The following is a 12,890-nucleotide window of genomic DNA, read 5'->3' as shown; positions in this document are numbered from 1 at the left end:
CCCCGCGGCCGTCCGGCCGGGAGCTGGTGCGACGCGGGTGTGACGCGAGCACCCTGCCATGGCCCGAAGCTGCGTAAGGTGCTTGCAGACACGACCGGCGACCGGGCAAAGGGAGGGGAACCAGGGATGGACGTTAACGAGAAGGAGGCGTTCCGGGTGGGCGCCGCCGTCCGCAGACGCCGCCGTACGCTGGGGCTCACCCTCGCCAAGGTGTCCGCGCGCAGCGGTCTCTCCGTCCCCTTCCTCAGCCAGATCGAGAACGAACGCGCCCGGCCGAGCGAGCGCTCCCTCCAGCGGGTCGCCGACGCGCTGGAGACCACGGCCGTGGAACTGCTGGCCGTGTCCGACGCGGGACGCACCGTCGATGTCGTCCGTGCGGCGGACACCGCCGGGTGCGACCGGGATCCCGGGCCGCGGATCCGGGACCTGGTACGCGGGCACCATCAGCTGCACGCCATGGAGTTCACGGGCGAGCAGGAGACCGGACGCGAGTTCCAGCACCGCAACGACGAAGTGCTGTACGTGGCCGAGGGCGCGGCCGAGGTGGAGGCCGAGGGCCGCGCCTACCGTCTGGAGCGCGGCGACAGCCTGTTCCTCTCCGGCGGGGTGCGGCACCGCTGGCGTGCCACGCTGCCCGAGACCCGCATCCTCGTCGTCGCCGTCGCCGAGCACGTGGACGCGACCGCCGACCCGCGGGCCCGCCCCGGTCCGAACGGGCCGGCCTAGGCCCGCTGCCCCCCGCCCCCCGCCCGCGTCAGGCCCGGGCCTCGGCGTACGGCAGGAAGTCGTCCAGCACCACGACCCACCCCTCCGCGCGGAACAGCCGGGTCCCCTCGTCCGCGAGCTCCGGGTCCTTGGACGCCCGGTCCACCCAGGTCTGCGGATCGGGGCCCAGCAGGTCGAACAGCCTCGGGGAAGCCGCCAGCAGTTCGCCGAGGAGCGCGGCCTGCTCCGGCGGGGCGGGCCGCGGGCGGCCGTCCGGACCGGCCAGCACGCCCATGCTGCTGGCGTAGAGGTGCACCTCTTCCACCGGCAGACCGTTCGGCAGCTCCATGGGGAACTCACCGTTCGGCAGCAGAACCCTTTCGTAGTAGGGGAGTTCGGTCGCGTCGACCGCGGCCAGCTGGTCGTCGTCCAGCCAGGTGACGGCCAGTGAGAGGACCGACCCGCGGTCGGTGTACGGCGCGGTGGCGACGTATCCGGCGGGGTAGATGTGGGCGCAGCACCCGATCGCGATGCCCTCGACCCGTACCGGGACCATGGGCACGGTGCCGGAGATACCGCGGCTCAGCAGCTTGTTGCTGAGCTGGGCAGGCGAGGCGTTGGAGCCGACCGACATCGCCGGGTGGCGTGCGGCCAGCCGCGGCAGACCCCGCGCCGCCAGATACGCGTCCAGTGCCACGGGCCCGTTCGCGGTGGAGACCTGCCAGGTCTCCACCGGGCCGGCGCCCGGTGCCATGGTGAGCAGCGTCCGGGAATCGAGCAGTGAGGGCTCCGTGACCGGCAGCCCGGGATAGCTGAGCGGCTCCTTGGCCGGCACCACGGCGAGGCCGAGCGCTTCGAGTGAACGGTCCTGCACAGTTCTTCCCTTCGCCGGTGACCACACCCTCCGGCCGCTGAGCTTGCCACAGGAGTGCCGCTGCCGGGTGACGGCCGTGCCGCAACCCGGGAGCCTGCTCGGCCCGGGCTCGCTAGAATCCCTGACCACAGCTCAACTCGGCTATGGGGGAAGCGATTTGCTGATGCTGACACGTGCGATGCTGAGCGGCCGCGGGCATCCGCGCTTCCGTACGTCACTGCGCTGGTGGGTCGCGGAACGCTCGGTGCTCGGACTCTTCCTCCTGGCCTTCGGATCGCTGGTCGCCCTCTCCGCGGCGATCGCGGCCGGCCTGTCACTCACCCTCGAATCGCCGCGCCCCCTGGACGCGCGGATGACCGATGTGCACCAGCTGACCAACCTGACGCTGCACGCGCTGCGCGCCTGCGTCGGCACGGACAACCTCGATCCGCAGGACGGCAACAGCGCCCAGGAGGCGCTGTCCACCCTCGCCTCCGTCATCGGGGCCATCGTCCCCGCGACCCTGGTCGGCGTCGTCTTCATCAAGATGTTCTCGGTGCGGCCCTTCGTCTGGCGCGACCGGGTCAGTGTGAGCTACGCACACCAGGCGGACGCCCGCGACTTCGCCGGGCAGCACGTCGGCAGCGACCACCGGATCCTGGCCGTCCGTTTCTACAACCGGATGGAGAACCTCGCCGTCATCGACCTCTCGGCCCGCGTCTACCTCTGGTACCTGCGGCCCTCGCCGCACGACGGCACCCCGGTCTTCTGCAAGCAGCAGCTGCACGTACTGGACCAGCACGGCAGGCCGGCGCAGGAGCGCACCTGGTTCATCATGGACCGCGGGTCGCCCCTGACGGTGTGGATCCCGGTGGAGGCCGCCGTGCCCGAGCTCCCCATCGGTGAGATCCAGGGCACCCTGCTCGACGGCGCGCACTCGGTACGGATGCTGGTGCGGCTCACGGCCAAGGCCGCAGGACTGGGGACGGAGGTCTTCGGTGAGCGCTGGTTCGACCTGGAGGGTGACGACTTCGAGCTGGGCCGCTTCGCGCCCATCAGGCCGGACGTGGACGCCGACATAAGGGTCTGGGAGGGGTGGCCGACCTTCGACTCCCTGCTGGGCGTCGGTGAGCGGACCACGGACCGTCCACGGGCGGGGCACCCGGGTGGCGCCGGGCACCGGCAGCCGGTGACGCTCCGCAAGGCCGCGCGGCAGGGCCGCCCCGGGGGCCGCCTCACCGAAGCGCCCGCTCTGCACCCGCCCGGGCCGCCGGCGCCCGGCACCGAGCTCTAGGGTGACCGGATGAGCGCTTCGACCCCGCCCGGCTGGTACCCGGACACCGGTATGCCCGCAACCGAGCGGTGGTGGGACGGCGCGGCATGGACCGCGCACACCCGCCCGCCCGGCGGCGTACCGCAGCAGCCGGCTCCTGCGGGGCCCGGCTTCGGGCCCCCGCCCCCGCCGCCCCCCGCGGCCCGGAGCGGGGGCGGCGGCCTGCCGCGCGCGGTGCCGGTCGCCGCGGGCGCGGTGCTCGTGGCTGCCCTGGCCGTGACGGTCGCGGTCACCTTGGTGGGCGGAGGCGGGAACGGCACGAGGGCGCACCCCCCGTCCGCGACGAGCGCCCCTGCCCGGGCCACCGCCGGGGGGACGCACAGCCCGGGGGCCGGTGCGCCACCGACCGCCGATCCCTCGCTGCTCGTCGACGAACTCGACGGCATCACCCTGCCGGTCCCCGGCGGTTGGGAGAAACCGGCGGACACGGTCGGGGACGTCACGACCATGCGGACCCGCCACTCCTACGAGTGCCCCGGCGACTCGGCCTCGTTCTGCTATCACGCCACGGTGACCTCGCAGACCGCCGACGAGACCGACCTCCCCTCGGCCGAGGCCGTCGCCAGGGCGGACATCAAGGACGCCGCCGACAGCTCGTACGACAGAGACCCCGCCGGGAACCTCGACTACGACGGCATCACCTCGCACACCGTGCTGCGGTCCCGGTCCGTCGTCGTCGCGGGGCGCACCGGCTATCTGGTGCGCTGGCGAGTCAGGACCGGTGCGGGGCCCGGAGGTTACGTCCAGACCGTCGCCTTTCCCTCGTCCGTAGGGTCCGAGTCGATGGTGGTGGTGCGGTTCGCCTTCGACGCGGGCCCCGGCGGACCGGCGCCCGGCGGCATGGACACCATCACCAAGGGGATCCGGCCCATCGGCGACGCCACCAGCGGCGGCGTGGGAAGCAGCATCGGTCACTGAGCCGCCTCCGCGTGCCGCCGTGGGCGGGCGCCGCCGGGCCGGGCGCCGCCGGGCCGGGCGCTACAGGAAGGTGTGGCCCTCGCCGCGGTAGGTGGGCGCCGCGCCGGTCACCCGGTCGCCCTCGACGAGGTGCAGGGTGTCGAACCGCTCGCACAGTTCCCCCGACTTCGCGTGCCGGAACCACACCTTGTCGCCGATGAGCAGATCGTCGGCGGGGGAGCCGAGCAGCGGGGTCTGGACCTCGCCTGGCCCCTCCTGCGGGTCGTAGCGCAGCCCCTCCGGGAGATACGGGACGGGCAGCCGGTCCGCGCCCGCGGCGCCCGACGCCGGGTATCCGCCACCGAGCACCGTCACCACGCCCACACCCGGCCTGCGCACCACCGGCGCGGCGAAGAGCGCGGCCGGACGCCCGGTGAATGACGTGTAGTTGTCGAAGAGCCGCGGTACGAAGAGACCGGAACCCGCCGCGATCTCGGTCACTGCCTCCTCGGCCGCGGTGTGCTGGACGCTGCCCGTGCCACCGCCGTTGACGAACTCCAGGTCCGGCGCCACGGCCCGGACCGCCCGCACCACGGCGGCCCGCCGGGCCGCCAGCTCCTTACGGGCCGCCGACTGCATCAGCCGCACCGCACGCGAGCGCAGCGGACGCCCGGCGACCGAGTCGCCCACCCCGGCGATGTGGCCCTCGTACGCCATCAGCCCCACCAGCCTGAATCCGGGCCGGCGCGCCACCGAGCGTGCCAGCCCGGCCAGTTGGGCAGGGTCACGCAGCGGTGACCTGAGTGCGCCGATCCGCACCCGCCCGCCGAGCATCCGCAGGGAGGTGTCCAGTTCGAGGCAGACCCGGATCTCCTCCCGGCCGCCGTCCCGCGCCCGGTCGATGAGCTCCAGCTGGGCCGGGTCGTCGACCATCACGGTCACGGCGGCGGCGAGTTTCGGATCGGCCGCCAGCTCGGCGTAGCCGCCGCGGTCGGCCGACGGGTACGCGAGGAGCACATCGTCGAAGCCCGAGCGGGCCAGCCACAGCGACTCCGCGAGGGTGAAGGACATCAGCCCCGCGAATCCGTCCCGCCCCAGCACCCGCTCCAGGAGGGCCCGGCAGCGCACGGACTTGCTGGCCACCCGGACCGGTTTGCCCGCCGCACGGCGGACCAGGTCATCGGCGTTGGCGTCGAAGGCCTCAAGGTCGACGATGGCCAGCGGGGCATCGAGAGCGGCGGTGGCCCGGTCGTACCGGGTCCGGTCAGCAGCACGGGGCGTCATGGCCGAAGCCTGCCAGACATGATTACCGGAGGGTAGGGGGATGTTCTGGGCAGATGCCCCGTGCGTACCGTCCGGTTCCCGCAGGCCCGCTGTCAGCCCGTAGAGTGACCGACTGACCAGCCTGGAAGGCGAATTCGGGCGAACGCACAGGGGGGCGGATGGGTACCGAGGCGCGACGTGCCCCTTTCCCGTCCTTCCCGCCCCGCCCCGGTGAGCCGCCACCCGGCGCGGGGGAGCCGCCCGCCGGAGGCCCGGCCGCCCCGGCCGAGAAGTCCACCGAGACGACCACGCGGCTGCGTCCCGTCGCCGGATACGCGGAACCCGCCCGGCCTCCCGGCGCTCCTGCCGGTGGAGCAGCGGTCTCCCCCTTCCCGCCGGCCGCACCCCCGCCCGTCACCCCGCCCCGGCCCACCGCCCCGCCCCCGCCCGCCACCGCGCCGTCCGTTCCTCCGCCGCGTCCCACAGGGCCCCCGACCGCCCACCGCAGGCCGGTCGGCGCTGTCGACCTGACGCCGCGGCCGGACGCGGGGAGGCGGGGGTTCTCCGCGGAGCCGCGTCCCGCACCCGCCGAGACCCCGGTGGAGACCACCACCCGGCTGCGGCCCGTACCGGCCCGGCGCCCGGCGAGGGCCGCCCTGGTGGCGGCCTGCGTGGTCCTGGGCCTCGGACTGACCGGCGGCGCCACCGCGGGGAGCCTGCTCAGCGGTGACAGCGCCGCGGCCGGCCCCCGGGACGGATTCACCGCGGCACGCGGTCTGTGGCACAGCGCGCCGGTCGACACGCTCTTCCCGCCGTCCCTCAAGGGAACGGGCGCGGGCCCCGGCGGCGCCGACCGCACCTGGACCCGGGTCGGAGTCGCCCCGGACACCACGTGCACCGGGCGGCTCGACCCGATGCTGCTGAGGGCGCTCCAGCCGGTGGGCTGCACCAGGCTGGTGCGTGCGACGTACACCGATGCCACGAGCAGCAGCGTGACCACGGTCGGGATGGTCTTCACCGAGGCCGGACCGGCGGCGATGGGCGCTCTGCACCACAGGTTCGCGGCCGAGGGGCTCGACCGGCGGACCGATCTGATGCCCGGCACCTACCCGGTGCCGTCCACGCCCGCCGCCTCCTTCGGCAGCCGCCAGCGGGCGAGCTGGGCGGTGAACGTCCTGACGGACGCCCCCGTCGTCGTGTACGCGGTCTCCGGGTTCGCCGACGGGCGCACGGTCGCCGATCCGCAGCCCGCGGCCGTGGCCATGGAGCAGTCGCAGACGACCGCTGCGGCCCAGGCGGGACTCGGCCACGAGGCCAGAGGCATCGAGGAGCGGGTCGAGCGTGCCCTGCGCAAGAACGTGGCGGCGGCGGAGAAGCCCTGAACCGCGCGGAGGGTCCGTCAGCCGCGAGCGGGACCACCGCGCCCAGCCGCCCCGAACGTGCGACCCGAACACGAGAGAAGCCCCCGAACCGCACCGAGGAGTACCGATGAGACGCCGAGGACCGACCGTGCTCACGGCCGTGCTGGCCGCCGCGGCCTTCACCGTGCTGCCCGCGGTACCCGCACGCGCCGACTCCATCCGGGCCCAGCAGTGGGAACTGGCTGCTATGCACACCCAGCAGGCCTGGCGTACGAGCAAGGGCCGGGGCATCACCGTCGCGGTGCTCGACACCGGGGTGGACAGCGCCAACCCCGACCTCACAGGACAGGTCCTCCCCGACAAGGACCTGATCGGCTTCGGAGCCCGGCGCGGCGACCGGTCCTGGGCCCGCCACGGCACCGCGATGGCGGGCATCGTCGCCGGACACGGCCATGGCCCCGGCCGTACGGACGGCGTCCTGGGGATCGCACCCGAGGCGCACATCCTGCCGGTCCGGGTGATCCTCGAAGGCAGCGACCCAGCGATCAAGAAGGCCCGTGCGTCGAGGGGGGACGCCCTCGCCACCGGCATCCGCTGGGCCGCCGACCACCACGCCGACGTCATCAACCTCTCCCTCGGCGACGACAGTGCGTCCGCCCGGCCGGAGCCGGGCCAGGACGCGGCCGTCCAGTACGCGCTCTCCAAGGGCGCTGTCGTCGTCGCGTCGGCGGGCAACGGCGGTGAGGACGGGGACCACATCTCCTACCCGGCCGCCTACCCCGGGGTGATCGCGGTGACCGCCGTCGACCGGTACGGCACCCACGCCTCCTTCTCCACCCGGCGCTGGTACGCCACCGTCAGCGCCCCGGGCGTCGACGTCGTGATAGCCGACCCCGACCGCAAGTACTACGAGGGCTGGGGGACCAGCGCTGCCTCCGCCTTCGTCTCGGGCGCGGTCGCGCTGGTGCGGGCCGCGTACCCGGACCTCACCCCGCCGCAGATCAAGAAGCTGCTCATGGACACCGCCCGCGACGCCCCGCAGGGCGGCCGTGACGACTCCCGCGGCTACGGCATGGTCGACCCGGCGGCCGCCCTCGCGGCGGCGAAGAAGCTCGCCCCGGCCCAGCTCCGCACGGAGGCGGCCGGATACGGGACGAAGTACTTCGGCCCGGGCCCCGACGCGGAGCCCGGCGACGGGGGAGCAGCGTCGTGGGTGGTGCCGCTCGCGGGGGGCGCCGGGGTGCTGCTGCTGGCCGGAGCCCTGGTGCTGTGGCGCGGGGCACCGGCCGGGGGGCCGCGGAGCGCCGGCTCCGGCCGGTTCCGTCGCCCGCTGCGACGCCGGCCGTTCTGACGGCGCCTGTTCTGACCCTGCCCGTTCTGACGCCATCCGGTGGACGGCAGCTGTACGGCCGGCGCCATCGGCCGTACAGCCCCGCAGCCGGGCGGCGCCGGGCGGCGGCTAGGCTCGTGCCGTGGCGCTCAAGAACATTCCGGACTCCGGATTCTCCGACGACGACGGCACCGCCGACCCCCGGCTGACCGCGGCGCTCGCCGCCTGGTCGCAGGAGAGGGCGGCCGAGCCGCAGGTGCTCGAAGCCCTGAAGGACGCCCGGCTCCTGGTGCCGGTCGTCGCGCTGCTGGGGGAGGCCGAGACCGGCGAGGACGGGCTGCGCCGCGAGAAGTCCAGCGACATGGCGGTCCCCACGCTCCAGGCCGGCGACCGCAGGGCGCTCCCCGCCTTCACGTCGACTGCCTCACTGGCCCGCTGGGACCCGCAGGCCCGCCCGGTGGCCGTACCGCTGCACCAGGCGCTGCAGGCCGCGGCCCATGAGCGGGCCGACACCCTCGTACTCGATCTGGCCGGCCCTGTCCCGTACGAGCTGAGGGGCGCCGCGCTGCTCGCACTGGCCGAGGGACGCACCAGCGCGGACCCGCTGGACGATCCGGCCGTGGTGGAGGCGGTGCGTGACGTCGTCGCCGCGCACCCCGTCGTGCTCCGCGCCCATCTCGGTCCCGGCCGCGCCGACGGCACCCTCGCCCTGGTGCTCGCCCCCGGTGCGGACCGGTCGGCCGCCACCGCCGTCGCCACGGAACTGGCCGCCCACGAGGTGCTCAGGGCCCGGCTGGTCGAGGGGCTCGACCTGGCCCTCCTGCCTGCCGGGGCGCCGCCCCCGAACGCCCCGCTCTTCACCCGCTGAGCCCGGCCCGCCGACCCCGGCCCGGCACGCCAGGGGGCGCGGCCGCACCGGGATCCCGGGCCCCCGACAGGCAGGTCCGGCTCTTCCGACGAATAATTGCGGAGAAATCCGACAATCTTCGTGAGGTGTGAGCTATGGAGACGACGGAGACGCGGAGGATTGCCGCGGAGTTCCTGGGGACTCTGCTGCTGGTATTCATCGCGGTGGGTTCCGTGGTGCTCGCCAGTGAGTACATCGGTGCCTTCGGCATCGCGCTCGCTTTCGGCTTCACCATGCTGGCGCTGGCCTACTCGCTCGGTGCGATCTCGGGCTGCCACATCAACCCGGCAGTGACGCTGGGCATGCTGCTGGCCGGGCGCATCGATCTGCGCCGGGCGGTGGAGTACTGGATCGCGCAGTTCCTCGGCGCCATCGTCGGCTCCGCGCTGCTCTTCCTGCTCGCCAAGCAGGTGCCGGGAATCAAGACGGACGGCCTGTTCGGCAGCAACGGGTACGACAGCCGCTCGGCCGTGCACATCAACCTGGGCGGCGCCTTCCTGGTGGAGGTGGTGCTGACCTTCGTCTTCGTCTTCGTGGTCCTGGCCGTGACCCACAAGGTGGCCGTCACCGGCTTCGACGGCCTGCCCATCGGTCTGGCGCTCGCCACCGTCCACCTGATCGGCATCCCGCTGACCGGCACCTCGGTCAACCCGGCGCGGAGTCTCGGCCCGGCCCTCTTCGCCGGCGGCGCCGCCCTCTCCCAGCTGTGGCTCTTCATCGTGGCGCCCCTGATCGGCGGGGCGATCGCGGCCTACGCGCACCTCTTCACCCATCCGGCGGGCCTGGCGCACGCCGACGCCAGCGTCTGAGACCGCCGGCACCCGTCATGGCTGTGCCCGGTCCCGCCGCCCCCTTCGGGCGGCGGGACCGGGCACAGCCGCGATCCGTCCCTGACTCAGCCGTAGACCGGCCCGGTGTACTTCTCGCCGGGCCCGTCGCCCGGCTCGTCGGGCACGACGGACGCCTCGCGGAACGCCAGCTGCAGGGACTTCAGGCCGTCGCGCAGCGGAGCCGCGTGGAAGGAGCTGATCTCGGTGGCGCTCGCCGTGATCAGCCCGGCCAGCGCCTGGATCAGCTTCCTTGCCTCGTCCAGGTCCTTGTGCTTCTCGCCGTCCTCGGCCAGGCCCAGGTTGACCGCGGCCGAACTCATCAGGTGCACTGCGACCGTCGTGATCACCTCGACCGCGGGGACGTCCGCGATGTCACGGGTCATGGAGTCGAAGCCGGGGGCTGCGTCTTCGGGGGTGGGGGAGGGGGTCGCGTCGCTCATGACGCACACGATATGCGGTGCTCCCCGCGGCCCCGCGCGGAGGCCGGTGCACACCGGTTCGCAGCCCGGCGTCCAGGGTGCTAACCTTGTGTAACGACCGGCCGGACACCTATGTGCCCGGCCCACAAGTGGAGGCTCCGATCTCCCACCTGACCGTCCTCCGGGACGGCGGGTCACCGGTCAGGCGGCGCCCATCGTTCCGTACGGACGATGGAAGCCACCCGATGTGCGCCCCGCGGTCGACGCGGCGGTGCTCCGGTATGTGAGGAGCTCCCGCCTGTGTCCCGTCCGGGGCGTTTTTCATGTTCCAGGTGCGGTTGGTCTGTCTAAACAGACGTTACGCGGCTGTCTGCCAGAGAGCCGTGTGGTGCTACCGAGGAGGATCCATCAGCGCCGAGCCCCGCATCAACGACCGGATTCGCGTTCCCGAGGTGCGACTTGTCGGACCCAGCGGCGAGCAGGTGGGCATTGTCCCGCTCGCGAAGGCCCTGGAACTGGCACAGGAGTACGACCTCGACCTGGTCGAGGTCGCGGCGACCGCCCGTCCGCCCGTGTGCAAGCTCATGGATTACGGGAAGTTCAAGTACGAGTCGGCCATGAAGGCCCGTGAGGCGCGCAAGAACCAGGCGCACACGGTCATCAAGGAGATGAAGCTCCGGCCGAAGATCGACCCGCACGACTACGACACCAAAAAGGGTCACGTCGTGCGCTTCCTCAAGCAGGGCGACAAGGTCAAGATCACGATCATGTTCCGCGGTCGCGAGCAGTCCCGCCCCGAACTGGGGTTCCGGCTGCTGCAGCGTCTCGCTTCGGACGTCGAGGACCTCGGGTTCATCGAGTCGAACCCGAAGCAGGACGGCCGAAACATGATCATGGTGCTTGGCCCGCACAAGAAGAAGACCGAGGCCATGGCCGAGGCGCGCGAGGCCCAGGCCGCCCGCAAGGCGGAGCGCCAGGGACCCGCGGGCGAAGGCTCCGCGGACGAGGTCGCCGAGGCTCCGGCCGAGGCAGAGGCAGAGGCCGAAGCACCGGCCGAGACCACCTCCGACGCGTGACCGGACGGGCCACCAGCCAGGCGGCCCCGGGGTTCCGCCCGGAACACATACCAATGATCTGACGCTCCCGGTCTCCGGTCCCGCACCGGGGGAGCGCCACTGACGAGGAGAGTACGGCGCGATGCCGAAGAACAAGACGCACAGCGGCTCCAGCAAGCGCTTCAAGATCACCGGCTCCGGCAAGGTGCTCCGTGAGCGCGCCGGCAAGCGTCACCTGCTTGAGCACAAGTCGTCCAAGAAGACGCGTTCGCTGACCGGCACCGTCGTGGTGGCCCCGGCCGACGCCAAGAAGATCAAGAAGCTTCTCGGCAAGTGATGTCGCGGCCCCCGGTGACCACCGGGGGCGCGATATCGGGACCGGGACCAATTCGTTTCCGGGCCGTGTGAGTTCACCCACGGCCCCGCTACAAGGAGTCAACTAGTGGCACGCGTCAAGCGGGCAGTCAACGCCCACAAGAAGCGCCGGGCAATTCTCGAAGCGGCCAAGGGCTACCGCGGTCAGCGTTCGCGCCTGTACCGCAAGGCCAAGGAGCAGGTCACCCACTCCCTGGTCTACAACTACAACGACCGCAAGAAGCGCAAGGGCGACTTCCGTCAGCTGTGGATCCAGCGCATCAACGCCGCTGCCCGCGAGAACGGCATGACGTACAACCGCCTCATCCAGGGTCTGAAGGCCGCCAACATCGAGGTGGACCGCAAGATCCTCGCCGAGCTGGCCGTGAACGACACCAACGCGTTCGCCGCGCTGGTCGAGGTCGCGCAGAAGGCGCTCCCGAGCGACGTCAACGCGCCGAAGACCGCTGCCTGATCAGGCACGCACTTCAGCCGGAGTCCGACCGGCAGGACCCGCAGGCGGAAGCCGCCTGCGGGTCCGCTGTGTTCCGCAGACCGGTGGTGTTCCGGATGCCCCCCCGCAGGCCGATCCGTGGACCGGCCTGCGGCGCCCTGCGCCGAGCGGCCCGGACGTGCCGCAGTCCCGTACGTGAGTAAGGTGAAACGCCGACCATGGGCACCCCCGCCGAGCTGATCTCCCCGCGTTCCCCGCGTGTCGCCGCCGCCAGGCGGCTCGCCCGGCGCAACTTCCGTACCAAGGAACGCCGGTTCATCGCCGAGGGCCCCCAGGCCGTGCGCGAGGCGGTCCTGCACCGGGTCGGCGGCGAGCCGACGCTCGTGGAGCTGTTCGCCACCGTGGAGGCCGCCGAGCGGTACGGGACGGTCGTGGCGGCGGCGCGGGAAGCCGGGGCGCGGATCCACCTGGCCGGTGACGACGTGCTCGCCGAGCTCTCCCAGACCATCACCCCGCAGGGGATCGTCGGCGTCTGCCGGTTCCTGGACTCGCCCTTCGACGAGATCCTCGCGGCGCGGCCCCGGCTGGTGGCCGTGCTCGCGCACGTCCGTGACCCCGGCAACGCGGGAACGGTGCTGCGCTGCGCCGACGCGGCGGGCGCCGACGCCGTCGTCCTCACCGACGCCTCCGTCGACCTGTACAACCCCAAGTCCGTACGCGCGTCGGTCGGTTCGCACTTCCATCTGCCGGTCGCGGTCGGCGTGCCGGTCGAGCGGGCCGTCGCCGGGCTGAAGGCCGCCGGGGTGCGGATTCTCGCCGCGGACGGCGCGGGCGACCACGACCTCGACACCGAGCTCGACGCCGGGACCATGGGCGGCCCGAGCGCGTGGGTGTTCGGCAACGAGGCCTGGGGGCTCCCCGAGGAGACCCGGGCCCTCGCCGACGCCGTGGTCCGCGTCCCCATCCACGGCAGGGCCGAGAGCCTCAACCTCGCCACGGCCGCCGCCGTCTGCCTCTACGCCTCCGCCCGTGCGCAGCGCGCTTCCGGAGGGTGCCGCTCCGTGACCTCCAGCTAGTAGGGTGACGAGTTCGGGGGCCCACTGCGCTATTCGGAGAGGTGGGATACGGG

General features: G+C 73.0%; 14 protein-coding genes. 11 read left to right on the top strand and 3 right to left on the bottom strand.

Going from position 1 to position 12,890, the window contains the following annotated elements; translation table 11 throughout:
• Positions 1–126 precede the first annotated feature (126 nt).
• The gene (locus OG917_RS06400) at positions 127–726 is read left to right on the top strand and encodes a helix-turn-helix transcriptional regulator (RefSeq protein WP_328316556.1); all 600 of its coding nucleotides are present in this window, start codon (positions 127–129) and stop codon (positions 724–726) included.
• A gap of 28 nt (positions 727–754) precedes the next feature.
• On the opposite strand, the gene OG917_RS06395 is transcribed toward OG917_RS06400, so the two are convergent.
• Positions 755–1,579 carry a hypothetical protein gene (locus tag OG917_RS06395; RefSeq protein ID WP_328316555.1) on the bottom strand — a complete coding sequence of 275 codons (825 nt, stop codon included), beginning with the start codon at positions 1,577–1,579 and terminating at the stop codon, positions 755–757.
• A 163-nt stretch (positions 1,580–1,742) separates the two neighbouring features.
• Between OG917_RS06395 and OG917_RS06390 the strand changes: the two genes are divergently transcribed.
• On the top strand, positions 1,743–2,852 hold the full coding sequence (locus tag OG917_RS06390; RefSeq protein ID WP_328316554.1) for a hypothetical protein: 1,110 nt from the start codon (positions 1,743–1,745) through the stop codon (positions 2,850–2,852).
• A gap of 9 nt (positions 2,853–2,861) precedes the next feature.
• A complete protein-coding gene (locus OG917_RS06385) occupies positions 2,862–3,809 on the top strand; it encodes a DUF2510 domain-containing protein (RefSeq protein WP_328316553.1) in 948 nt (315 codons plus the stop codon).
• 60 nt (positions 3,810–3,869) lie between these two features.
• On the opposite strand, the gene OG917_RS06380 is transcribed toward OG917_RS06385, so the two are convergent.
• A complete protein-coding gene (locus OG917_RS06380; RefSeq protein ID WP_328316551.1) occupies positions 3,870–5,072 on the bottom strand; it encodes an amino acid deaminase/aldolase in 1,203 nt (400 codons plus the stop codon).
• A 158-nt stretch (positions 5,073–5,230) separates the two neighbouring features.
• On the opposite strand from OG917_RS06380, the gene OG917_RS06375 reads away from it, so the two are divergent.
• The 4 genes from OG917_RS06375 (at position 5,231) to OG917_RS06360 (ending at position 9,458) form a co-directional block, all read left to right on the top strand.
• Positions 5,231–6,433 (top strand): hypothetical protein, encoded by a 1,203-nt coding sequence (locus tag OG917_RS06375; protein WP_328316550.1) that lies wholly within the window; start codon positions 5,231–5,233, stop codon positions 6,431–6,433.
• A gap of 106 nt (positions 6,434–6,539) precedes the next feature.
• A complete protein-coding gene (gene mycP, locus OG917_RS06370; RefSeq protein ID WP_328316549.1) occupies positions 6,540–7,763 on the top strand; it encodes a type VII secretion-associated serine protease mycosin in 1,224 nt (407 codons plus the stop codon).
• Between the two features lie 121 nt (positions 7,764–7,884).
• Positions 7,885–8,610, top strand: a complete 726-nt coding sequence (locus tag OG917_RS06365; RefSeq protein ID WP_328316548.1) for an SseB family protein — start codon at positions 7,885–7,887, stop codon at positions 8,608–8,610.
• A gap of 134 nt (positions 8,611–8,744) precedes the next feature.
• Positions 8,745–9,458 carry an MIP family channel protein gene (locus OG917_RS06360; protein WP_328316547.1) on the top strand — a complete coding sequence of 238 codons (714 nt, stop codon included), beginning with the start codon at positions 8,745–8,747 and terminating at the stop codon, positions 9,456–9,458.
• 86 nt (positions 9,459–9,544) lie between these two features.
• On the opposite strand, the gene OG917_RS06355 is transcribed toward OG917_RS06360, so the two are convergent.
• Complete coding sequence (locus OG917_RS06355; protein WP_328316546.1) at positions 9,545–9,919, bottom strand: DUF1844 domain-containing protein; 375 nt, start codon at positions 9,917–9,919, stop codon at positions 9,545–9,547.
• A 362-nt stretch (positions 9,920–10,281) separates the two neighbouring features.
• On the opposite strand from OG917_RS06355, the gene infC reads away from it, so the two are divergent.
• The 4 genes from infC to OG917_RS06335 all read left to right on the top strand — a co-directional run bounded on the left by infC (position 10,282) and on the right by OG917_RS06335 (position 12,837).
• Entirely contained in the window at positions 10,282–10,974 is a 693-nt protein-coding gene (gene infC, locus OG917_RS06350) for a translation initiation factor IF-3 (protein ID WP_328316545.1), read from the top strand.
• Positions 10,975–11,095: 121 nt separating this feature from the next.
• The gene (rpmI, locus tag OG917_RS06345; protein ID WP_164266672.1) at positions 11,096–11,290 is read left to right on the top strand and encodes a 50S ribosomal protein L35; all 195 of its coding nucleotides are present in this window, start codon (positions 11,096–11,098) and stop codon (positions 11,288–11,290) included.
• Positions 11,291–11,395: 105 nt separating this feature from the next.
• On the top strand, positions 11,396–11,782 hold the full coding sequence (gene rplT, locus OG917_RS06340; RefSeq protein WP_266858771.1) for a 50S ribosomal protein L20: 387 nt from the start codon (positions 11,396–11,398) through the stop codon (positions 11,780–11,782).
• Positions 11,783–11,979: 197 nt separating this feature from the next.
• Entirely contained in the window at positions 11,980–12,837 is an 858-nt protein-coding gene (locus OG917_RS06335; protein WP_328316544.1) for a TrmH family RNA methyltransferase, read from the top strand.
• Positions 12,838–12,890: the final 53 nt, after the last annotated feature.

Origin of the sequence: Streptomyces sp. NBC_00388, from assembly GCF_036061255.1 — a bacterium.
Classification (GTDB): Bacteria; Actinomycetota; Actinomycetes; order Streptomycetales; family Streptomycetaceae; genus Streptomyces.
This window is presented reverse-complemented; position numbering and strand designations above follow the sequence as displayed.

Coding starts and splice junctions, on each gene's coding strand:
- OG917_RS06400 (WP_328316556.1), top strand. CDS start 127: ATGGACGTTAACGAGAAGGAGGCGTTCCGGGTGGGCGCCGCCGTCCGC.
- OG917_RS06390 (WP_328316554.1), top strand. CDS start 1,743: ATGCTGACACGTGCGATGCTGAGCGGCCGCGGGCATCCGCGCTTCCGT.
- OG917_RS06385 (WP_328316553.1), top strand. CDS start 2,862: ATGAGCGCTTCGACCCCGCCCGGCTGGTACCCGGACACCGGTATGCCC.
- OG917_RS06380 (WP_328316551.1), bottom strand. CDS start 5,072: ATGACGCCCCGTGCTGCTGACCGGACCCGGTACGACCGGGCCACCGCC.
- OG917_RS06375 (WP_328316550.1), top strand. CDS start 5,231: ATGGGTACCGAGGCGCGACGTGCCCCTTTCCCGTCCTTCCCGCCCCGC.
- mycP (WP_328316549.1), top strand. CDS start 6,540: ATGAGACGCCGAGGACCGACCGTGCTCACGGCCGTGCTGGCCGCCGCG.
- OG917_RS06360 (WP_328316547.1), top strand. CDS start 8,745: ATGGAGACGACGGAGACGCGGAGGATTGCCGCGGAGTTCCTGGGGACT.
- OG917_RS06355 (WP_328316546.1), bottom strand. CDS start 9,919: ATGAGCGACGCGACCCCCTCCCCCACCCCCGAAGACGCAGCCCCCGGC.
- rpmI (WP_164266672.1), top strand. CDS start 11,096: ATGCCGAAGAACAAGACGCACAGCGGCTCCAGCAAGCGCTTCAAGATC.
- OG917_RS06335 (WP_328316544.1), top strand. CDS start 11,980: ATGGGCACCCCCGCCGAGCTGATCTCCCCGCGTTCCCCGCGTGTCGCC.